The sequence below is a fragment of the Adlercreutzia sp. ZJ154 genome, from assembly GCF_011039055.1.
GTDB lineage: Bacteria > Actinomycetota > Coriobacteriia > Coriobacteriales > Eggerthellaceae > Adlercreutzia_A.
Genome location: NZ_JAAKEF010000015.1, coordinates 31,331 through 52,764, shown reverse-complemented (window position 1 = coordinate 52,764; position 21,434 = coordinate 31,331). Strand labels below are relative to the sequence as shown.

Annotated in this window: 20 protein-coding genes; 2 read left to right on the top strand and 18 right to left on the bottom strand. The window is 45.8% G+C overall.

Annotation, left to right across the window (positions count from 1 at the left end; genetic code table 11):
- Positions 1-410: 410 nt before the first annotated feature.
- Positions 411-1,547, bottom strand: coding sequence for a non-hydrolyzing UDP-N-acetylglucosamine 2-epimerase (gene wecB, locus G7Y37_RS06825; RefSeq protein ID WP_241156049.1), 1,137 nt, complete (start codon positions 1,545-1,547; stop codon positions 411-413).
- 429 nt (positions 1,548-1,976) lie between these two features.
- On the opposite strand from wecB, the gene G7Y37_RS06820 reads away from it, so the two are divergent.
- Positions 1,977-2,462 (top strand): transposase, encoded by a 486-nt coding sequence (locus tag G7Y37_RS06820; RefSeq protein WP_165062722.1) that lies wholly within the window; start codon positions 1,977-1,979, stop codon positions 2,460-2,462.
- 156 nt (positions 2,463-2,618) lie between these two features.
- Here the strand turns inward: G7Y37_RS06820 and G7Y37_RS06815 are convergent, their stop codons facing one another.
- Genes G7Y37_RS06815 through G7Y37_RS06800 form a run of 4 tightly spaced genes read right to left on the bottom strand, consistent with a single transcriptional unit; the run spans position 2,619 to position 7,203 of the window.
- Positions 2,619-3,752, bottom strand: a complete 1,134-nt coding sequence (locus G7Y37_RS06815; protein WP_165062721.1) for a biotin carboxylase — start codon at positions 3,750-3,752, stop codon at positions 2,619-2,621.
- Between the two features lie 5 nt (positions 3,753-3,757).
- The gene (locus G7Y37_RS06810) at positions 3,758-4,471 is read right to left on the bottom strand and encodes a DUF2334 domain-containing protein (RefSeq protein WP_165062720.1); all 714 of its coding nucleotides are present in this window, start codon (positions 4,469-4,471) and stop codon (positions 3,758-3,760) included.
- Between the two features lie 13 nt (positions 4,472-4,484).
- A complete protein-coding gene (locus G7Y37_RS06805) occupies positions 4,485-5,933 on the bottom strand; it encodes an oligosaccharide flippase family protein (protein ID WP_165062719.1) in 1,449 nt (482 codons plus the stop codon).
- 49 nt (positions 5,934-5,982) lie between these two features.
- Positions 5,983-7,203, bottom strand: coding sequence for a nucleotide sugar dehydrogenase (locus tag G7Y37_RS06800; RefSeq protein WP_165062725.1), 1,221 nt, complete (start codon positions 7,201-7,203; stop codon positions 5,983-5,985).
- 106 nt (positions 7,204-7,309) lie between these two features.
- On the opposite strand from G7Y37_RS06800, the gene G7Y37_RS06795 reads away from it, so the two are divergent.
- The gene (locus G7Y37_RS06795) at positions 7,310-7,789 is read left to right on the top strand and encodes a transposase (protein WP_165062718.1); all 480 of its coding nucleotides are present in this window, start codon (positions 7,310-7,312) and stop codon (positions 7,787-7,789) included.
- Positions 7,790-8,099: 310 nt separating this feature from the next.
- Here G7Y37_RS06795 and G7Y37_RS06790 read toward each other — a convergent pair whose 3' ends face one another.
- From G7Y37_RS06790 to G7Y37_RS06730, 13 genes are all read right to left on the bottom strand, one after another.
- On the bottom strand, positions 8,100-8,576 hold the full coding sequence (locus tag G7Y37_RS06790; RefSeq protein WP_241156048.1) for an acyltransferase: 477 nt from the start codon (positions 8,574-8,576) through the stop codon (positions 8,100-8,102).
- 217 nt (positions 8,577-8,793) lie between these two features.
- Entirely contained in the window at positions 8,794-10,095 is a 1,302-nt protein-coding gene (locus G7Y37_RS06785) for a glycosyltransferase (protein WP_206214128.1), read from the bottom strand.
- On the bottom strand, positions 10,092-11,330 hold the full coding sequence (locus G7Y37_RS06780; protein ID WP_165062715.1) for a hypothetical protein: 1,239 nt from the start codon (positions 11,328-11,330) through the stop codon (positions 10,092-10,094). The genes G7Y37_RS06785 and G7Y37_RS06780 overlap by 4 nt, the downstream gene beginning before the upstream one ends.
- A complete protein-coding gene (locus tag G7Y37_RS06775; protein WP_165062714.1) occupies positions 11,275-12,402 on the bottom strand; it encodes a glycosyltransferase in 1,128 nt (375 codons plus the stop codon). The genes G7Y37_RS06780 and G7Y37_RS06775 overlap by 56 nt, the downstream gene beginning before the upstream one ends.
- A 28-nt stretch (positions 12,403-12,430) precedes the next feature.
- A complete protein-coding gene (locus G7Y37_RS06770; protein ID WP_165062713.1) occupies positions 12,431-13,462 on the bottom strand; it encodes a glycosyltransferase family 4 protein in 1,032 nt (343 codons plus the stop codon).
- A 115-nt stretch (positions 13,463-13,577) separates the two neighbouring features.
- Positions 13,578-14,192, bottom strand: a complete 615-nt coding sequence (locus G7Y37_RS06765) for an N-acetyltransferase (RefSeq protein ID WP_165062712.1) — start codon at positions 14,190-14,192, stop codon at positions 13,578-13,580.
- Entirely contained in the window at positions 14,185-14,901 is a 717-nt protein-coding gene (locus G7Y37_RS06760; RefSeq protein WP_165062711.1) for a sugar transferase, read from the bottom strand. Before G7Y37_RS06760 ends, G7Y37_RS06765 begins: the two co-directional genes overlap by 8 nt.
- Positions 14,898-16,112 (bottom strand): DegT/DnrJ/EryC1/StrS aminotransferase family protein, encoded by a 1,215-nt coding sequence (locus tag G7Y37_RS06755; protein ID WP_165062710.1) that lies wholly within the window; start codon positions 16,110-16,112, stop codon positions 14,898-14,900. Before G7Y37_RS06755 ends, G7Y37_RS06760 begins: the two co-directional genes overlap by 4 nt.
- 20 nt (positions 16,113-16,132) lie before the next feature.
- Entirely contained in the window at positions 16,133-18,043 is a 1,911-nt protein-coding gene (locus tag G7Y37_RS06750; RefSeq protein ID WP_241156047.1) for a nucleoside-diphosphate sugar epimerase/dehydratase, read from the bottom strand.
- A gap of 111 nt (positions 18,044-18,154) precedes the next feature.
- Positions 18,155-18,694: an antiterminator LoaP gene (gene loaP / locus G7Y37_RS06745; protein ID WP_241156046.1), complete on the bottom strand. Its 540-nt coding sequence runs from the start codon at positions 18,692-18,694 to the stop codon at positions 18,155-18,157.
- Between the two features lie 298 nt (positions 18,695-18,992).
- Positions 18,993-19,625, bottom strand: coding sequence for a tyrosine-protein phosphatase (locus tag G7Y37_RS06740; RefSeq protein WP_165062708.1), 633 nt, complete (start codon positions 19,623-19,625; stop codon positions 18,993-18,995).
- A 2-nt stretch (positions 19,626-19,627) separates the two neighbouring features.
- The gene (locus G7Y37_RS09150; protein ID WP_206214127.1) at positions 19,628-20,737 is read right to left on the bottom strand and encodes a CpsD/CapB family tyrosine-protein kinase; all 1,110 of its coding nucleotides are present in this window, start codon (positions 20,735-20,737) and stop codon (positions 19,628-19,630) included.
- A complete protein-coding gene (locus tag G7Y37_RS06730; protein ID WP_165062707.1) occupies positions 20,737-21,402 on the bottom strand; it encodes a YveK family protein in 666 nt (221 codons plus the stop codon). The genes G7Y37_RS09150 and G7Y37_RS06730 overlap by 1 nt, the downstream gene beginning before the upstream one ends.
- Between the last annotated feature and the right edge of the window lie 32 nt (positions 21,403-21,434).

Here is a 21,434-nt window from a genome sequence, read left to right as displayed (position 1 = left end):
CGGGGCTTTATGAGCTTTGAGGCGCTGAGACGTCGCTGCTTGCTGGTGCTTGGACACAAACGAGAACCCAACAAGCCCATCCCGCTGTTTACAAGCAGTGACAAGAGAAAGGAGGATGCTAACTAGCGAACAACAGGTCAATTGAGATGGGCTCGATGCCTCCCCCACGCAAGTCGTAACATATTCGATTTTTTGGCTTTTGGTCATCTTTTTTAAAGCCGCTCTAAGGAGGGCTTAGGTTTGTGTGCCCTCTTTTTGCCCTCAAGTGTTGATTAGAGGTTAGATTCTCTTTGTTTTACCTGGTCAGGCATAAGTTTTGGCTATTTATCCCACACGTTTTAAGACTTACCCTACCTGGTCGAACATTAGTGGCCAACTTGTTTACCAAAACCCCTATACCCGTAGAAAAACTAAACGATCCACTCTTGGATTTCTTTTCCTTCAAGAATATCTGCAATTCTCCTGCATGCTCTACCGTCTCCATATGGATTACTCGCCTTGGACATAGCATTATATGATTGCGTATTGTCTAACAGCTCCGTAAAGGCATCGTATATCTTATTCTCGCTCGTACCAACCAGTCTGAGAGTCCCAGCCGCAAGGCCCTCGGACCTTTCGGTCGTGTCCCTCATTACCAAAACTGGCTTTCCAAGACCTGATGCTTCCTCTTGGATTCCGCCACTGTCTGTTAGAATTAGATAGCTTCTGGCAAGAAAATTATGAAAATCAAGAACCCCTAAAGGCTCAATGATGCGCAATCTGTCAAAACCATCAAGCACTGAATGCGCAGCCTCCCGAACAGCGGGATTCATATGAATAGGATAGAGAGCTTTCGTGTGAGGATGCTCCTCCATTACCCGCCTAATCGCCCTAAACATGTCGTGCATAGGAGCACCTAAGTTCTCTCTTCTATGTGCCGTAATCAATATCAGATGACTATCTTGCGCCCATTCAAGGTATTCGTTTTCATAATCCTGCTTTACGGTTGTTGCCAATGCATCTATCCCCGTATTTCCCGTCACATATACGTTGCTAACCTTTTTTTGCTCATTCTCAAGATTACGTTTCGACAACAAAGTTGGAGCGAAATAATACTCGCTAACAATATCTACTGCTTGCCTGTTGAACTCTTCCGGCCAAGGACTATCAAGGTCGTAGGTTCTCAGCCCGGCCTCAACATGTCCGACTGGAATATGCAAATAGAAGCAAGCCAAAGCAGCAGCAAAACTTGTCGAAGTGTCACCATGTACAAGCACGCAGTCAGGCTGCTCCGCCTCAAGCACCGTCCTTAATCGCGTCAAAATGTCGCATGTGATATCAAAAAGAGTCTGGCTTGGCTTCATGATCGAAAGATCATAGTCCGGACTAACACCAAATACGCGAAGTACCTGGTCGAGCATTTCTCTATGCTGTCCGGTTACGCAAACAACTACCTCAAACGCATCGTGCCTAGATTTCAATTCATTTACCAACGGACACATCTTGATCGCCTCCGGCCTCGTACCAAAAACAAGCATGATCTTCTTTTTGGATGTTCTGGATTTCATGTGATTCCGTCCTCATTTCTGACCTTTCCTAAGCCGTACACAGCTTTCCCATGAGGTTTTATGTGTACGCCGCTGAATCCTCCTGGATTTAGTGGATGCATCATCCCGCCATGCCCCCTACCATGAGGTAAGGGATACGGACAGCACAACAACATCAAAGAACAAGGGGTATAAGAAACCACAGGCCCGCGTCCTTCGATTGATCCTGTGGCAGCGGGCACAATCCGCCGCCGCAGGCTGGCAACCTGCACCCCAAAATAGGAGCCCTGTATGGGGATGCAAAGAAACCGTCAATAATGAACTGGCAGGGTAGAACCCGCGGGAAACAATATCACGAGAGTTACTTGCGCTAGAAAGAATGGAGGTCGGCAACCCCGGCGTGCTAAGGCCATCTGGAAGCTGCTTGTAGCTGACCGCACAAAGCTTATCTTGGCACCCAAAGCCAGACCCTGGCAAGACCAAGAGATACTCGATGCGGCTGCAACAGCCAAGCGAGACACAGCCTTTGAAGAAATAGCCTGCGCACTTATAGGAGATGACGATAACCATCGTGAACTGCGCCGAGCATACCTCATGTTTCAGGTCTTCTACGAGTGGACAGACGCAGACTTTTTCAGCGAGCAGGAGATGAAAAGATTCCTTGATAACTGGATAAGCCAGACACAAAACAGTGGGACCAAAGAGATTGCCACAGCGGCGGGAAGCATCAAGAATGTAAAGAAATACATCCTGAACGCCTACAGAACGGACAGGACCAACGCCTACGCTGGAAGCATCAATCGCAAGATCAAGGACATGAAACGGCGCGTGTGTGGGTTTACAAACTTCAAGAGTATGAGACGACGCCTTTTGCTCGCATTCGGGTATCCGCCAATGAACAAGGGAGGTGTATCCCTTCCCAATCACAACAAGTAGACCGCAAAAAGTTGATCCTCCGGCTACTTGGAGGTGAGGCACTTGGTATAGGTTTTTAAGGTTTGACATCAACTTTTTTGAAAAACCCCTATAAGGGGTCTGGGTAGAGGTGCCCTAAAATTGGCCTAGCTTGGAATCGTAATCACATCCCCATAGCTATCTTCTCTTTAGCCGAGACAGAAACATATACAACACAGGTTTGAGGTCGCTTCTTCCCAGATAATACTTGCATTTCGCCGCGCGCAAGTCTCCAATCCACCTGAAAAGAGAACAACCTCCCTTCAGAACGCGCTCCTTAAAATCAGACGGTTCAACCATCGCTGTAAATCCAGGGCTCTCAACCTTTTTGTAGCTATTTTCATCCAGATGTCCCTGGATCATAGACCTCGCCCAAAGAAGCGGCAGATTCATTCCTGCGCAGGTAGAAGCATAGCTCCAGGTTGAGTTTCTGAAATTAATCTCGCCAAAATATAATTCTCCGGTATCGCTCTCAAGAAACTCAATTTCAAAAATGCCTTCAAACCCTATGTCTTGAAGCATTGATTTTAGACTCGGATACACATTACCCTTATTACTGAAGCTTCTAACCGTCATAAGCGGACTATAACTTATTGGTAATTTATAGTCATATGTGGATTCAATCGAAAGAAACACATCGCTTCCATGGTTACAGCTATATCCCTCCAGACAATACTCATTTTCCTTGGTTATGTAACGTTGAAGCATTACTACCTGACTTGAGATCTTTAAAAACGCAGCCTCCAAATCATCCTTGCTCTCGCAAATAAACATATCATCTTTCCAGCCACTAACTGTCGAATCTATGGCTTTCGTAATGATTGGGTAAGTGATGTCATCAGGAATCGTCCCCCGCTCTACGACAACCGAATCAAGAAACATCAAACCATGCTTTTTGGCCAGCATGCCAATTGTCTGTTTGTTTAAGTATTCGCTTATACGACCAACTGACCCCGCATTGAAAAAGTAGAAGTTATCCTTTAACTCGTCGAAATGCTTATCGAAAAAGCATGCAGTTGTGTCATCACATGAAAAGACGAAGGGAGGAAACGTTGGATTAGAAAAGCGTCTCAATAATAGTTCCAATCCCTCTTCTCGGCTATTCACATAATGTACTTCAGAAAGGTATTTACTTTTTGAAGCCCAAGGTGCTTTACCTTTTATGATAATCGCAACAGGAGAGATACCCTCCTCGCCCAGACTTCTAATCACACCGAGCGGATTATAGTGCTCCTCAGCAAATACAATAAACAAATGATCACGCAAGCTCATTACCCCTAACGTCTCCGTCCAAAATACATTCGCTTTAGAAGAGCATCAAAAATATTCGGCTTTCTTTTCTTGAGTTCAACCTCGCCAAAAGAACAGAACTGCTCATTATTAGCAGCACAAAAAGAGTCTAGTGATGCGAAATCCTCTTCCTTCATCGTATTCGGGTGATAGCAAAACGTAACAACTTGAAAAGGCAGCTTGCGGCATCGACCAGATTGCTGAGGGATAAAATAGAAACCATCCATGTAATACGTATCGTTCGCGATCGTATCACTTATTACTCTGATGTCACTATTCTTTCTTATTGCGTCAAGCGTTACATTATCGAACGTGTGAGCTGGCGCAAAAAATATTTCGGGCACTATCCCATGATCGGTCAAGATTTGATAACCTTTTTTTATTTTTTCTGCCTGTTCTTGATATGAAAGGCCAGCAAACTCGCTTTTCATATTTACCGGGTTTATGCCGCCATCATTCGTCACAAATTGATGACAGTATCCATGAAGAGCGGGGGTCCAGCCCTTTTTGCACCACATAGTTGCAAGTTCCCAAAAACCCTCGTGATGCCCATACGAAATCAAATCCGAATCACAATTGTTTGGAATGACGCCAAAAATCGGCTTTATTCCATAGTTATCAAGCACATGCTCTATGCGTCGCCATTTTTCTAGATTCATATACTCAGAAGCATCATCGAGTCTAATAATATACTGCGACATAGTAACCCTCTTGCTATTTTAACTCATTCCATTCTTTCTTCGCGTCCCTGTAAAAGCAGAGAGCACAAGCGCCTAAACTCACCCCAACAGCCACAACCGTAATCGCAAATCCGGCAACATCAACCCCCAAATTAATGAAATGAGTCCAAGCAAAAATCAAAGCACCGAGTATCGCATTGAATATCGAAATACGCATAAGATCCGACCATGGGAAAATGTGCCTCACATTTATCCCGACAATCTTTGTTGAGTAATTCAGCTGCGCAAAAGCAACTACTGCCATACTAATAACCGTTGCCCACGCTGGTCCAATTGGGCCAAACAACACGCACAACACAAAGCTAAAGCCTAGATTCAACATCAAAGCTAGAAGCGAGGAATACAAGACGAAGCGCGTTTTCCCCGTGGTATTGAGAACTATTCCAAAGTACGTTGTCCTAAAAAGAAGGACAAGGGAATAAACTTGAAAAATGCTTGACCCTGGAAGATATTTTTCAGAATACAAAACCGCAATTATTTGAGGAGCAAACACTATGCAAATCATCGTGAGATAAGACGTGAGATAGAACCCCAGTTTTACTGCCCTTTTCCATAGTGCAATAGCTTCTTCCGCGTTACCGTCCTTAAAGTACTTAGTCATTTTCGGCATTATTACCGCCGTTAATGATGTTGAGAAAATATAGAGAGGTAGCTCTTTTGCTGCATTCGTATATATCGCAAGAACATCCGTATCAAAGAAGTAGCCAATAACCAGCTTGTCAACCTCAATGTTGGCAGTCCCAACCAATGTAGCAACTCCAATAGGTACAGAATATGCAATGATGCTTTTTATCAATTCAGCATTAATCTTGAAAGTCCATTTCCTCTCAAGAAGAAATATCTCCAGATAGATCCAAACCGACACCACGACCTCGCCGACAAGATAAATGGCCAGATACTCTTTGAACCCCAATCCCATCCACTGAGCAACCAGTATTGCAAGAACGGAAACAAACGCATTCACTACAGTTATCACAAATAGCCTTTTGATTCTTCCATACACGACAAGCACGTTGCTAATGCTATTGATGATTATTTGGGTCCAAGGAAAAACAACCAGAAAGAATGCATAGTCTGAAATTGTTGTATTTTCAAAAAAAGATTCGAAAACAGGAACGCCAAAAAATAGCACTATCGCCGTTGCAACAGAAAGAATGGTACATAGGCCATAAAATGACGACAGGAAGTCGACTCGCTGCTCCTTGTTTTCGGCTCGTGCAAGAAAAAAGTTTGTAGAGTTCGGCAAACCCATCGTAAATAAAGAGATTGCCAATTGAATTACTATTAGAAGCTGCGAATAGGTGCCGTACTCAAATAAGGATCGAAATCGCGACAAAAGCATTGCCGATACGAGCGTAATCAGCAGAGTCAGCACCCTTGCAACTGTTAATTGAACTGCACTTTTTCCAACGCTTCCCTGCATACCAATCCTCTAGCAACATGCCCAGTGAGCTTGGTAATCAGAGCGCGTTTTAAATATGATAAACGCCTGGAACATCAATGACATTATGGCAATCCAACACAACCTTGTCACAAAGGCTCTCGGTACGTTGAATTATTTCCTCATGTTTCACCATGACAACAACTAAATCAACAGCGTTCAAAAAGGAATCGAGACTATGATACTGATTCGGCACAACATCATCCTTAATATAAGGATCATACACCTTTAGGGCAGGCGCCAAACAACGCTCCTGGAATTCAAGGAGCTGAAGAGTTGGTGACTCGCGCATATCATCGACGTTCTCCTTGTATGTTAGACCGTACAGCCCCACGCGATTGACATCGACAATTCCATTATCTTTCATAATCTGATGGATTCTACTTAGAACAAACACCGGCTGAGTATCGTTGGTCTTCATCGACTCGTTAATCACATTAGCCAGAGTGGGATAATCACCCACCAAAAACCAAGGATCTACGGAAATACAATGACCACCGACACCTGGACCAGGCTGAAGGATGTTCACGCGTGGATGCATATTGCAAATACGAATGATTTCATACACATCCATATCGTCAGATCTGCAAATCCTCGACAGTTCATTTGCAAACGCAATATTGACCGCTCGAAAAGTATTCTCAACAACTTTTGTCATTTCCGCTGTTTTGATATCCGTTACTACTATTTCCCCCTCACAGAATGACTCATAGAGAGCTTTGACTTTATAGCCTATTTCCCTGTTATCAGCACCAATCGTGCGACTATTATGTAGCAACTCAAAAACCATATTTCCAGGAATAATTCGTTCCGGCGCGTGTACCAAATTAATGTCATCGCCAATAGTAAACCCAGCGCCTTCTACGACTGGACGGATGAATTTATCCATGGTACCAGGAGACACTGTTGACTCCACAACAATAATGGCACCCTTAGGAGCGACTTCTAAGACGCTTCTTACCGCACTAACTACATAGCACGGGTCCACTTTTTTGCTGCTCTTGTCATATGGAGTAGGCACCGAAATAATATAGGTATCAGTAACCTGGTATTCCGTACTGAACCTGATACCTTTCTCTGCTGCTTCCTGAAAAAGCTTATCAAGACCATCCTCTTTGAACGTCGTTCGCCCAGCAAGAAGAGTCTCCACCAGTCTCGCATTATAATCAGTTCCAACAACCTCAACACCATGCGAAGCTAGCATCAAAGCTGTTGGAAGTCCGATGTATCCAAGACCGATCACGTTTACCATCATTCTCCCTTTCACTACCTTCGGTATGGGCAGACCCGTACGCCGAAAAGACAAGATGAAAAGGGAGCTAGAGCCTCCCCCTTCACCCCTATGGCAACCCGTGCCTGTGGCAGTTAGGAGCAATGCTACGAGACACGAGATGACACCAACAGATAAGTTCAAAGACTTAAGGGGACGAACCACTAAAGTTGAGCGCCTGCTTGAGGCAGATCCTGACCTTAAATGTGCCTACAAGCTCATGCATCTGTTTCGTGATTGGTTGGATATGACATGGTGTGCTAAAAAGCGTGACTCGCTTATCTCTTGGATGAGCCTTGCCATCAAAAGCGGTATTCCTGAAATGAAGCGAGCTGCTAAGAGCATAAAGCGCAACCGAGAAGGTGTGCTTGCCGGATACAAGTTCAATAAAACCAATGCCACAGCTGAAGGACTCAATAACTCGATCAAGGTGATGAAACGCATGAGTTATGGGTTTAAGAGCTTTGAGCGCATGCGTAGACGTTGTCTTTTGTCTTTGGGCTACATGAGAATCATCAAGCGCGGCATCAAGATCAACGGTGTGAAGTTCGAGGATCCAAGGAGTTAGCGTGATCGCAGCAGACAGGAGGTGATGTTCTTGACCCAAGCTGCGCTGCTGCGCAAAAAGGTAGTGATGCCCTTGGATGATCTGCGTCCATAGGACGCCGAAAACTGAATCTGCGAAAAAATGCCCTGCCAAGGGCGTAGGTCGTTGTGCCAAAATTTGGGTTTGAACAGGAGTTTTAGTTGTCAAAGAAATGTTCAATTCAGAGAGTTTTGCCTGATGGCGAGTTGATTACTGCGATTTTCTACCCAACTTTTTGACTAGAACCCGAGTTGATTATTGCGATTTTCTACCCAACTTGTTTACCAGAACCTCATCTTCGGCTTAACACCTTGGCCGGAACACCACCTATCGTACACCGACCCTCTGGGAAACTCTTTGTCACCACCGCTCCTGCAGCGACAACAGTGTTCTCACCAAGTACAACACCGGGCAGTATCACCGAATTCATCCCCACCCATGAATTATCTCCAATTGAGACATCCTTGCCAGGTAGGTGCCTGCTCGGATCAGCGGGGTCATGATTCGTTGTAATGATTCCTACGTTAGGAGCTATATAGCAACCGCTACCAATCGAAATCTTCGCATCGCTAGCCTGCCAATAACACCCCGGAGTTTGAAAAATATGCAAATCGTTTACATTAAAGAGAATGTTATTTGCCCCATTTACCACAGTCAACGGACTAACCGGCCAAGGGACGCCATTATTGTGCCCCAACCTCCGACCCTTTAACCCCAACCAAGCCCATTTCCATCCAACGATCCTGTCGTCAAAGTAATACCCCGACAAATACTCCTTTTTATAAAACAAACTAAAAAACATGCGAAAAGCGCCAGACACGGCTCTTCTATTAAACAACTTGTTCATCAGAACCAGTATTCGTCACACCTCCCATACGACTTCTGACTTTTTGAGAACCAACAAAAGGGCTCTCTTTCTTTTTGGACTTTCGAACTCATACGAAATTCCCACAGAACGAGAACCCCATCACAGCAAGGCTGCGACATTACGCTAGCTCTTCGATTATCTCCTCATATGTTTTTGTAATATTTCGATAGTCATATGAAGCAATGAGGCTTTCCCTCGCTTCATGGCGCTCTCTTTTATATAAATTGAATACGTACGACTTCAACAATTCTATACTGTTTTCTTGAGACTCCTCGTAGCATTCGCCGATGTTCAATTCATAAATCATTCGTTTCATCTCAGATCCCTGGTATTGACCTGACACCCAGCCAATAATTTCTTTCTTGAACATTAGATGTTCAAGAAACTTTCCAGGCAAATAGCCTACATTCTCCGCAACATTCCACGTAAGACACAAAATCACATCTGCATCTTGCTGAATTTGCAGCGCCTCAACTCTCGTTACAAGCCCCCTATCCAGCACAATGTCATCAATTTCGTAGCGCTTTGCCAAGGACTTCACATAGTCACCTTGAACACCGGCATATACAACCTCAATGCCATGACGAGGTACTAACCCTTCCGATATCAGTTCACTGATGGAAGAGAACAGCGGCGCAATATCTCTCATTCCAGAATACAGCGTTCCCGTATAACAAATTGATAGCTTTTTACTAGAAGAACTGCTTGACAAGTATTTTAATTCATCGGAATCGTAGCCATTTGTGACCACATTAGCCTTCTTTTGGCAATCAGCAAGGATGGTTTTCAGATAATCGCTCGAAACCCCGACCACTTCGTCACATTCCTCAACAATTCGTTTCTCCACTCGTCTATTAATACGATATTCAAGGGGATAGTTCTCTGACTGCGCAATCGGATCACGAAAGTCTGCAATCCACTTATTTCTCCCCCTGAGCTTCCTCGCGAGCAAATGGCTTGCAAGCGGGCCATAAGAAGATATCACTATGCAATCTCTTCGATTTTTTCCATCGATTTCACGATAAGCCCTTGACGCGAAATCCAAATCCTGTAGCCACAACATACAGTACAGAGCGTAACGCAACACTTTCTTCTTCAACGAAGGTTTTCGTCCAGTAGATGACCCATTATTGCCGCTTAGAGCCACTTTTGCGTACATTTCCTTTCGCAAAAAACCAGCAAGATGTCTATACAGTGTTCCATGTTCCACACGTACTACATTAATATCCTTCACGTCATCGACCAGAATTTGGTCATATCCATTGTTTTCTTTTTGAAAGAGAAGGGAGTTGTTCTGACTCGTTACTACCTCAACTTCATACCCGTCTTTCTGAAGATATTTCGCAATCTTTGTCATTCGGATTGACCCAATAATGTTTGCTGGTGCGAAAAAATACGAAACGATAACTATCTTTTTCACTTTTCAATCAAACCCCTGATCTCTTCACGACCCTCAAAGATGCTTGGATATGAGAATATAAAAATGAAATACGTCAGAATTCCAAAGTTGACTACCATTTCACTTCCAAACGAAATAATGAGAACAAGAATCACGGTCGCACGTTGAAACACAGTCTTCAATGACGTGAATGACGAAAGAAATATCCTCAAAAAAAAGAGCAGACCTATTACTCCATGCGAGAACAAAACGTAAAAAAATGCTGTGTAATATGCAGATGAACTACCTCTGCCAGTACCAAAAAGAAACGCTAGCAGTCCTCGTTCGTCCGACAAAAAATCATTGGCTGAATTAAACCTATAACCTACTGAAGCGCTCATTTCACCGTCAGTTCCTACCAACTTTGTCCAAATGCCGGCAAGGCTTGAATCGCTGAGAAGAACAAAGCAACCAACAGATACTACGGAAAGCAATATCAGATAGTCGATACTCTTTTTGTTGGCAGTTGGCTTTGAAATAAAGTAAATTGCAAACGCTGCGCATACGATGAACAAGCCTGCTGAGGATCCGCTGCAAACAATTCCAGCAACAATCAGTAACACCTTTGCCCATTTTTTTTGTATTTTTTTCTCACAAAAAAGAAGGTATGAGAAATAAATTAAGCAGTATTGAGCATAATGGGTCGGCTCGTAAAAAATACCTGTTGGCCTATAGTATTGATGATAGAACGCGCCTTGTTCTTTTAAAACAAATGCATCATCCACCACACCTAAAAACGGAATTCTCCATGGGAGAATTGATCCCAGAGCCTTGAAGTAAAAATACTGAACGACAACATAGAGCGAAATCGCCATGGTTAAGCCGCCAAGAATCTTTATTCCAAACTCAAAATCGCATTTTCGATAAAATAGAACTACAGCAAAAATATAAAGGCAGTATCTTAACGTCGACAGTACGCCAACGTTTGTTGATAATATCAACTGAAAGAGAAACGTCACAATGATATACGCGCCGAAAGCACGCAAGCTCAATACACCGCGGGTTAGCTCTGACTCCTTCAGGCTCTTCCTCCTCTTGACAAGCATCAAAACAAACGTGATAGCCAGAAGGAAATCCCCTACGGACAACTGCTGAATGCCTGCGGAATAAATCGAAACAATCGGGAATACTGCCACCAATATCGTAAAACACTTGTTCGTATTACTCACGCCCGCATACGCCCAATCGATTTTCCGCTTCTCCTGCGCACCTGACATAAAAGTCTTCCATAGTCTTTGCATTTTCATCGATGTTGAAGCCGCTCAAACTTATTTCTGCAAATCGACTTCTGCGACTCCTATCATTGCGAACCGTCGCAATATATCTTGCCCAGTAAGCAGGTTCTTTTTCCAGTGAAATAACTTTTACCAAATCAGAAATAACTATTGCTGACTTAGGAACTCTGTCGGAACAAACGGACATCAAATCAGTGCTTTGAGCTTCGATGAGCGACATTCCAAATCCTTCCCATATCGAGGGAAACAAAAACAAATCCATCCCCGAGAGCAACTTATAGCTATCCCCTCTAGTTCCAGTAAACACAACATTGTCACTTATTTGTAACTGCGCGACATACTCCTTTGTTTCAGATAATAAACATCCATCTCCAACAAACAGCAGCCTCGAATTAGAGTTTATCTTCAACAACTCGTTAAATACTTCAATGATAAATTTAGGGTTCTTCGGCTCGGATACGCGTCCGATAAAACCAACCAGAAACTCGTCGTCTCGAACACCAAACTCTTCCCTAATGCTAGCTCTATTTTTTTCACTGAACGTGAATAGTCTGGAATCTATAGCATTGTTAATCTGCATATAGCTATTAGCTTTGCATCTTCGCTTACCAAACAGCCATTGCCCTGCCTCAATCGAACAGGCCATAAGGTAATCCGCCTGATATCTTAGAGGGAATTGCAGAATAGCCTTCACCAGTGCTGTTATCCCAGATCCATTTGATGTGCTGTGACTATGAATAATGACAACTAGACCATACTTTTTCGCTATTGGAATATACACAGAAGCATAGCTCCTGATATGGGAATGAAGGATCGCATACTCAGAGTGAGCAGCAAGAAAACCATCCCATTCTTTTTGAACTGTTTTCAAACCAGAGTCAGCCAAGCTCGGAAGACAGTAGACCTTACCACCTAGACTCTCTACTTCTTCAACGAATAACGTTTCGTCTGGATGATCGAGGACAAAGTCGAATTGCACCTTATCGCGATCAATAGATCTGTAAATGCTCATGACAAATGACTGCGAGCCTCCGGCATTTAGCCCGCCAATCATATGAAGGACCCGGACGGGCTGCGTCTCGTTAAACAACCCCGCCCCCCAATACTGCATTCACCAAGATGCTGTTAACATTGTTGACATCGAACGACTCAACAGCCAACTGACGTGAGCATCGTCCCATTTGCAAGCTTTCTTCTTTGTGCTCAACTAACCAGCACATCTTCTCAACTAGACCCTCAACATCTTCTTTTTCAACGAGAAATCCGTTCTTTTTATTTTCTACCGTCTTTTTACAGCCAGCTGTATTGCATGTGATAATGGGTCTTCCACAAGACAAAGCTTGGAGAATGCACCTTGGAACCCCCTCGGGATAATATGACGGGTAAACAAAGTACTTACTATTCTTTAGCCAGTATTTGACGTCATCAGTCCTGCCATGGTACTGTATGTATCCTAATCGGTCAGCTTCTTTGATTTGATCCATACATGACCCCTCAATCAGATCATCTACTGGACCAACAACATGAAATTCTGCATTTGGGTACTTTTCTTTTACCACCTTAGCAGCTTCGATATACTCCAATACGCCTTTACTCGGTGTAATCCTGGCCATATACAAGAATATATCACCTTCAGGCAGCGGCATTTCCTCGAATACCGACGTGTTGACACCTGATCCATTTGTGAGAATAACCTTCTTTTCACTCACTAGACCTCGTTTGATGAAATAGTCAGCATCATCCTCGTTCTGGAAGCAAACACGAAAAGAAAGCAAATATGCAATTCTCAGCATGGGAATTGCCAGTCTCCGTACTATGCGACCTTTCCACCCCTTTACGGAGAACAGATTTCCCCTTCCGTTGACGACGCATATTATTCTTTTTGCCCCGCCAAGGTAAGCGCCTATTGCCATAGAAGCATGATTCTTTATGCCATACACAATCGCCGAATCAATACTATTTCGCATTATCTGAGTCTTCACATTCCATAGAGACAAGAGTTCTTTAAGCGGATTAGTATTGTTCCTGGATGCATGCACGAGAAGACACCGAGCCATCTTGTTATCCGCATAGTATTCATTGATTGTCCCATCAAAGATTGTAGCGAAATACACTTGGACGCCCTGACGGCAAAAAGACTCAATTAACTCAGGACGATTTGGGTATTCTGAGCTATTAGTATTACACATTATTGCAACGTTTATCATTGACCAACTGCTCGAGAACTAACTAACTATTCGCGTTGTAGAACCGAAACTCAATCATCTTTCGATTCTTGTTTGAGTAAAATTCTCTGTGTTTTACGAATCCGTTCTTCTCGTAAAAATGGATTGCCGCATCGTTATCAATGGAGTCAGTCTCCAATGTAATATAGTCATAAAGATTGAAATCTGTGCGATTCTTTAATTCGTCAATCAATCGAGATCCGATACCCCTTGAATTGAATGCTGGACTCACCCCAATTGACGACAACTCTACATATTTTTCCTCTCGCTTTACCTCGCTCGGCTTTAGAAAGGCTGCCGCGATCCGCGCAAAAGCAGAAGGCCTCCTAATAAGCGCGCCGACACTGTACCACGCAAATGCAACCAATCGAGTTCGAATCATATATTTAAAAAACTCGCTGTAATTAGTCGAAAACGCAAGAAATCCCAATAGTTTTCCATCCTTTTCCGCAACAAGCAAACCTGAATCAGCGTGATCGCAATAGGATGAATACAGTTGCCGTAGAAAACCATTACCCATAAATGTCAGAAAAAAACCCGGAAACGCTTCGAGATGAATAGCCACTATCTCACCGATTTTGCCCCTTTCATCTGAGCGAATCTCTCTAACTTCAACCATTATTCTCCTCATCGACCGTACGTTTGCATAAAACTGCTGAAACGGTACTAAGCATTGTCGACAAGTCACTAATAAGACTGAAATTTAGCATGCTATTAAGGTTGTAATTCATTTTCTGAGGAAGGGCGACTTCGACATAAGCCTTATCCACATCGCTAGTCGACTCAAGAAGATAGGCCTCATCCTTAAATCGTATGCTAGCCTCACTGGTAATTCCGGCAGGAAGCAATAAAGTCGCCATCATTTCCGGCGTGTAGGATGTAACGTATTTGGGAACCTCTGGCCTTGTACCTACGAAGCTCATTGTTCCGCGGAATACGTCTATGAGCTGACTGAACTCGTCAAGCCTGTATTTCCTTATGACCGCTCCCACACGTGTGATGCGACTGTCCCCGCCTGTGGTCACCGCGCCGCCAATTTGGTCGGCATTCTGCACCATGGTTCGGAACTTAAAGATACGAAATTCCTTTCCATACTGGGTCACGCGGGTCTGACGGTAGAACACCGGACCAGGAGAATCCAGCTTGATGGCAATTGCTAAAACGATGAACAACCACCAGGTTAGGGCGAATATCACCAAGGAACCAACGATATCAAATGCTCGCTTGGCAGCGAGCTGACCGCGCTTTCGAGAAAGCGAATCGTAGTATGGCCGCACCTCATCGCAACGCATGCTTTCAGGCAGCTCGTCCCAAGAAAGCCACTTCATCGAAGACTCTTAACCTCTTCAGTGAAGCATTCAATAACGTATTCCACCTGCTCATTGGTAAGACACGTATGTAAAGGAAGAGTCACTTCGTTCGCGAAGCGCGCGTAGGCATTGGGATAGTCGGCTATATCAAACCCCAAGTTCTTGTAAGCCGTCATCATGGGCAAAGGCTTGTAATGAACATTGCAGGCAACCCCGCGTCCGGCCATGTTAGCAATAAGACTGTTTCTTTGCTCCGCATTGATGCCGGAAACTCGACAAATGTAGAGGTGTCCCGACGACGAGCTGTCTTCCGTATAGTGCGGCAGCGGCTCGACGCCAAGCGGCTTGAAAGCCTTGTTGTAGCGCTCGACGATCTCGCGACGGCGAGTCAACATGGTCGGGTAACGGTCGAGCTGCGCTAGCCCGATCGCTGCCATAACGTCGGTCATATTGCACTTATACCAAGGACCCACGACGTCGTATTCCCAAGCGCCAAGCTTCGTCTTAGCAAGAGCATCCTTCGACTGGCCGTGTAAACTCAAAAGCTGCAAGTTGCGATAGATCTCGCCGTCATCTACACCAGGAACACTACGCCACGCAAGGCAACCTCCCTCGGCGGTGGTGAGGTTTTTTACCGCATGGAAGCTAAACGAGCTGAAGTCCGCAATGGAGCCAACCGGCCGTCCATGCCACATCGCACCTAGCGCATGAGCAGTATCGGCACAAACCGCCACCCTTCCCATGGCCTCCTGAATGGGGTTGGCAGGACGGAAGAGATGCTTCTTTTGCTCCACAATCCGAAAGATCGTATCATAGTCGCACGGTACGCCACCCAAGTCAACGGGAATAATTGCCTTTGTCTTCTCATTGACTACCGCCTCCACTGCGTCGTAGTCCATCTCGAAAGAATCAGGCTGGCAATCTATGAGCACAAGTGTCGCACCTACGTGGCAGACCACCGAGGCAGTTGCCGTATAAGTATAGACCGGTACAATCACCTCATCGCCAAAGCCAACGCCCAACACGCGAAGCACCATCTCGGCACAGGCAGTCTGCGAGCTCAAACAACAGCAACCGGCAGCACCCAAGTAGTCTTGAAGTAGTCTTTCAAGTTCCTTTACCCGCGGGCCAGTGGTGATCCAGCCCGACCGCAGGGCGTCTGCCACTTCCGCAATCTCTGCTTCGGTGATGTCAGGTGACGAGAAGGGGACGTTTATTTTCACAGGCATATAAATGGATCTCAGATTACTTATCGAAACTCAGGTCTATACGTCGGCACAGCTTTAGCAAGGACACACTTGATGGAGTCGTTTGTGTCATCTAGGTGGCTTTCAAGTAGTGCGATACATGCTCGTACGTCATCGGGTTCAGGTGCGGCTGCTCGGCTTATGGTGATGCTTGGGTTGTTAGTGGCAAGTGGCTCGTCTTCATCCATAAGAAGTTCTTCGAACATCTTCTCGCCGGGACGAAGGCCTGTCTCTTTGATCTCAACGTCACGTCCTAGTTCGAGTCCCGAAAGGCGCACTAGGTTTTCTGCCAAATCCCAAATGTGCACGGGTTCTCCCATGTCTAAGATGAAGATCTCGCCCCCGCGAGCTAGTGCTCCGGCCGCAATAACAAGTCGTGATGCTTCAGGTATAGTCATGAAGTAGCGAGTAATGTCTTTGTGCGTGACGGTAATAGGTCCACCTTTACGCAACTGGCGCTTGAATAGCGGAATCACGCTGCCATGGCTACCTAACACATTGCCAAAACGTACAGCCGCAAATATCGTGTCACTCATGCTTGCATAGCACTGCACGATCATTTCGCACATACGCTTGGTGGCACCCATCACATTTGTGGAGTTTACTGCCTTGTCAGTTGATATGAGGATGAAGTGCGTGCATCCCCGCTCATGAGCAAGCCGTGCCAAATTCAGCGTGCCAAACACGTTGTTTTCAACAGCTTCACGAGCGTTTGCTTCCATAAGCGGCACGTGCTTGTGAGCAGCTGCATGAAAAACAACCTCGGGGACATGTTCATCAAAACACTTCTCAAGTGCAGGCATATGGGTAATAGAACCTATCTCTACCTTAAGATCAATGCCTTCACTCTCACAGTAATCCTTCACTTCATGGTAGAGCTCATAGGTGGTGTTCTCATACACATCAAAAAGCACAATTCTTTTTGGGTGTGCCGGTATAAGCTGACGTACCAGTTCACTTCCGATGGAACCTCCCCCGCCTGTAACGAGTACACGCTTGCCAGCCACATAACCCATCTGACCAAGATCAAATTCCACTTCATCACGAGCAAGAAGGTCAGAAACCTCCACTTCACGCAAAGAGATTCGCTCACTTAGGTCCTTCGGCATGTCTTGGATAAGCGGTAAGGTAAGCGTGCGTACACCTGTTTGGGCACACAGCTGATAGATGCGATCACGCTGAGCTTTCGTGGAACTTGGTATGGCTAAGACAATCTGATCAATGCGACCAGAAGCACAAATATCAGGTATGCAGTCACAAGCCCCTGTTATCTTCACACCATGGACGTAGTGACCAATCTTTGACAGGTCATCATCTACCAAAGCCACCGGAACACCGGGGATATCGGGACTTCCGGCAAGCATACGCCTTACAGTAAGCGCTCCTGTTTCACCTGCGCCTACTACAAGTGAGCGTGGTAGTCCGCTTTTCTCACTAACACCAAAAAACGACCAGCCTTTACGTCCTGAATACAGACGGATGGCAAACCGGCTTGCACCGCAAACAACAAGTAAGACAAGCCAAGCAACCGCATATACGCGAAGAGGCAGGCGCTGACCAAACACAAAAGCAGAAGCAACATCTGCCACCACAGAAGCTAGAAGGGTAACAAGGACAACTCGTGCCAGTTCATCTACACTGGCATATTCCCAAAGCGAACTATACATCCGCCCAAAGGCGAACACGACTACATTGATTCCAGCAATAACCGCTACAACCTGTGCGAAGTCACCTAAGCCTAAAATGACATCGAACACACCGGTTCCCCACGCTGCAACGATGTAGGCAACTGCTGTTGCTACAACATCAAGAAGCACGAGAGGCAGCGCCTTTATCAGGGCGCGTGCCTTACCCGTGCCGGAGAACATAAGGCTCTTTTTTATTTTGTTGTCACGTTCTGTTGCTTCGCTCATTTGCGTTTCTTTGGGTAAGTCTTAAAACGTGTGGGATTTAGCACGGTTTTTGCCATCCCTTGCCTGCCCACACGTTTTAAGACTTACACTGCTTCAACTCTATTCAATTTGTTAAGGCTTTCGCCCAATAATGCCAAGTCCAACCTTTGTTTCTATTGTTCGTCCGAACATTTGCATTTCCAGATATGCCAGACGCTTTCTCCTGTTTATGCTCTTTATCCAGCCCACATGATTCATTAAAGGTCCTTTAAGAATTACTATCTTGTCTCCCTCTATTACGCCCTCAGACATGCCAATTACACGCTCACCCTCTTCTGTGAATGCACTCATCCATGCCACTTCGCCGTTGGTAAGAGGCATAATGCCTTCGCAGTCTTCGCAACCACCAAGCAACCGCGTGAAAGCTGGCACTTTATAAAGCACCGTCTTCAACTCAGCAACATTCGCCGTTACAACAATTAAATACCCCGGAAACAACACCCGCATTCGTCTAACCCATTGCCCGCGAAAGTGAATCATTGTCTCGTAGCGCGGCACAAAGCACTCGTGCAGCAGCTCAGCCACACCTTCCGTGCGCTCTATAAGCTTGCAAGCCTGCTCTTCAAACCCAGCTCGAACTTGAACCACATACCATTTGTTTTCTATCTTCACGCAAATGTCTCCTTTGCGGCACAATACCAATGCGGCACATTGCCGATACTTTGCAGCACCCATCGGCGCACCACCATCACAACATCACAAACAAAGGCAAGGCTTCGCCATTTCCCCGCAGGGCTTAAGACCAGATAAAGCACAATATTCATTAGCAAGACGCACACGCGGCATCGTCTTGCCTATAAAAAGTGTAAATGAACGTTTACATTTTATTGCAAAATTGCGCACCATACCACACTTCACAATGCGGTTTTGATAAATGGCTATCCCCTTCTTTGTTAGTGGCTTTTATCGCCTAATACATCCTTGCTTCCGACATTGCCTCGCGGTAGTCGGCGTAGTCTTCGGCACAGTGCGCATCCGATGCAACATAATCGACAAGCCCCTCTTTCAACAAATTTATGGCTGTCTTTCTGCTGGCTTTTAATCGACCCGCAGAAATGAAATTACCGGAAAGCTGCAACAAACAACCAAGCTCTTTCAACTCGTAAGCTATATCAATGTTGTGTTGAATTGGCTGATAGCGCTCTGGATGCGCAATTATTACTTGAATTCCCTGACCTTGCAGCTCGTATATTATGCGCTGCCAATTTGCCGGCATCTTGCCCACCGAAAATTCCAGCAGCATTAAATTCGTGCCCTCAAAGCACAAATCTGGCGCACAATCCAGCCCAAGCTCCATCAGCTTTTGCCAATGCACTTCAAACCCAAGATCTAGGCGAATTCCCTGCCGTTCAGCCTGTGGACGCAACTCGTCGTATCGCGCGCATATCATGTCGTAATTAAACGACGAAGACTTACAATGCGGTGTGCAGACTATATGGTTGATCCCGCTGCGCTTAGCCTCGGCTAACATAGCCAAAGACTCGCGCATATCCCGGGCGCCATCGTCCACGCCCGGTAAAATATGACAGTGCAAATCGAACAAGATTATCGCCTCATTCTAAGCCGAGGATTCTTTGACCCGGGCACGCTTCCGGGCGGTCTGAATGCCCCGGGCGGGAATGGATTCGAATTAACAGAGCCGCGCTGCGGCGGAATCTGCTCGCTATCATACCCGTCACTTCCCTGCGATACAGCGTCGAATTCAGGTTCGTAAGCCCGCCTGTTAGCGGCTCTGTTGTCAGCCGACTGCTTGCCACCGCCACGGTCGCCAGCACTGCGGTCGCCACCGCCACGGTCGCCGCCGGCACCTCCACCTCCACCGCCGCCGCGCTTACCGCCCGACGCACGCTTCTTCCGCGGGTTAGAATCTTTGCTGCTAATTCCAGCTTTACGCGCCCAAACGTCAATATCATCACTAACCAAATCGCGCGATGCCGTGGCAAGCGGCTGCTGCTCCATCTTGCTCTTGTTCACGCGCTTACCCTCTTGGTTGTAATACGCGTAGTAGTAATCGCTTTCAGCGTCTTTCGTAAAAGTCATCACGGCACCAAGAATGCGTGCGTTCGCCGCGCGCAGCTGCTGTATGCTGTCGTTAATTGCCTTCTTCTTGGTGCTATTCTGCCGCACCACCAAAAGCACCCCGTCCGCCAAGCTGGAAATAATAGCCGCATCTACAAATGCGCCAAGCGGCGGCGTATCTATAATCACATAATCGAAGCGTTCTCTAAGCGACTCAAGCAACGCATCGAAGCGCCTAGTAGACAAAATATCTGGCGGCGAGGGAATATTCGGCTCGCCATCCATAAAGAACAGATTCTTATACTTCGTAGCCGAAATAGCCGAATCTATCGAAACACTACCCGATATAACCGCATAAATGCCATTTTTCGGATGAAGATCTAGCATAGCCCCAAGGCTGCGGCGGCGCATATCGCAATCCATTATTAAAACGCGCCTACCAGAACTAGCCATCGCACACGCCAAGTTAGAAGACACGGTAGATTTACCCTCGTCCGGCGTAGACGACGTTACAACAATGGTTTTTACAGGCTCGTCCACCGATGAAAAGCGCACATTAGCAAGCAATGTTTTAGCCGCATTGCGCAAGCCTGAAATTTCAAATTGCCCAATCTTTTTACGGTTTTTCTTACCCATCAGCGACCCTTCTTAACAGTAGGCATATTGCCAAGCACTGGAATACTGAACAGTTGCTCGAATTCCTCATCCGATTTCACCGTAGTATCCAAAAGGTCTTGCAACACAATTATTGCCACAGCCAAAAACAGACCGGCCAGCGCGCCAACCAACGTATACAAAATACGGTTTGGTCCGGAAGGCGCAGTAGGCACCTTAGCCTCGTCGATAATATTCACCGCGCGCAAGTCCATAATTTCCACCGCGGCATCGGCTGTTTTCTCGGCAAGTTCGTTTGCCACCATGGCAACAGCTTCCGGTCGCTTGCCCGTAACCAGCAGCGTAATAACGCGGTTTGTGGTTTCAGACTGCACTTCTATTTCGAAATCGTCTAAATTGCTCATGCCTATGGCGTTTGCGGTGTCTTCCAAAACGCCATCCGATTCCACAAGCACCGCAAGGTCGTTAGCCAACTGCTGCGATGCCGCCATATCGGCGCTGGACAAACTAGATTGCCCCGACGCATCATCGCTTTTTGTAAGCACGTAAAGCGACATGGTAGATGTATATTCATCCGCCATAAAACCCCAACAATATGCCGCCGTTCCCAAGCCACACAAAAGCGGAAAAATTACCACCAAGTACCACTTTTTTCGAATAAGCCCAAGAAGCTCCAGCAGAGTCATAGCCTATTTCCCCTAACTTTCCCGCGGCATCC

Coding starts and splice junctions, on each gene's coding strand:
- wecB (WP_241156049.1), bottom strand. CDS start 1,547: ATGAAATCCAGAACATCCAAAAAGAAGATCATGCTTGTTTTTGGTACG.
- G7Y37_RS06815 (WP_165062721.1), bottom strand. CDS start 3,752: ATGAGCTTGCGTGATCATTTGTTTATTGTATTTGCTGAGGAGCACTAT.
- G7Y37_RS06810 (WP_165062720.1), bottom strand. CDS start 4,471: ATGTCGCAGTATATTATTAGACTCGATGATGCTTCTGAGTATATGAAT.
- G7Y37_RS06805 (WP_165062719.1), bottom strand. CDS start 5,933: ATGCAGGGAAGCGTTGGAAAAAGTGCAGTTCAATTAACAGTTGCAAGG.
- G7Y37_RS06800 (WP_165062725.1), bottom strand. CDS start 7,203: ATGGTAAACGTGATCGGTCTTGGATACATCGGACTTCCAACAGCTTTG.
- G7Y37_RS06780 (WP_165062715.1), bottom strand. CDS start 11,330: ATGTCAGGTGCGCAGGAGAAGCGGAAAATCGATTGGGCGTATGCGGGC.
- G7Y37_RS06775 (WP_165062714.1), bottom strand. CDS start 12,402: ATGATTGGCGGGCTAAATGCCGGAGGCTCGCAGTCATTTGTCATGAGC.
- G7Y37_RS06765 (WP_165062712.1), bottom strand. CDS start 14,192: ATGGTTGAAGTTAGAGAGATTCGCTCAGATGAAAGGGGCAAAATCGGT.
- G7Y37_RS06760 (WP_165062711.1), bottom strand. CDS start 14,901: ATGAAGTGGCTTTCTTGGGACGAGCTGCCTGAAAGCATGCGTTGCGAT.
- G7Y37_RS06755 (WP_165062710.1), bottom strand. CDS start 16,112: ATGCCTGTGAAAATAAACGTCCCCTTCTCGTCACCTGACATCACCGAA.
- G7Y37_RS06750 (WP_241156047.1), bottom strand. CDS start 18,043: ATGAGCGAAGCAACAGAACGTGACAACAAAATAAAAAAGAGCCTTATG.
- G7Y37_RS09150 (WP_206214127.1), bottom strand. CDS start 20,737: ATGGGTAAGAAAAACCGTAAAAAGATTGGGCAATTTGAAATTTCAGGC.
- G7Y37_RS06730 (WP_165062707.1), bottom strand. CDS start 21,402: ATGACTCTGCTGGAGCTTCTTGGGCTTATTCGAAAAAAGTGGTACTTG.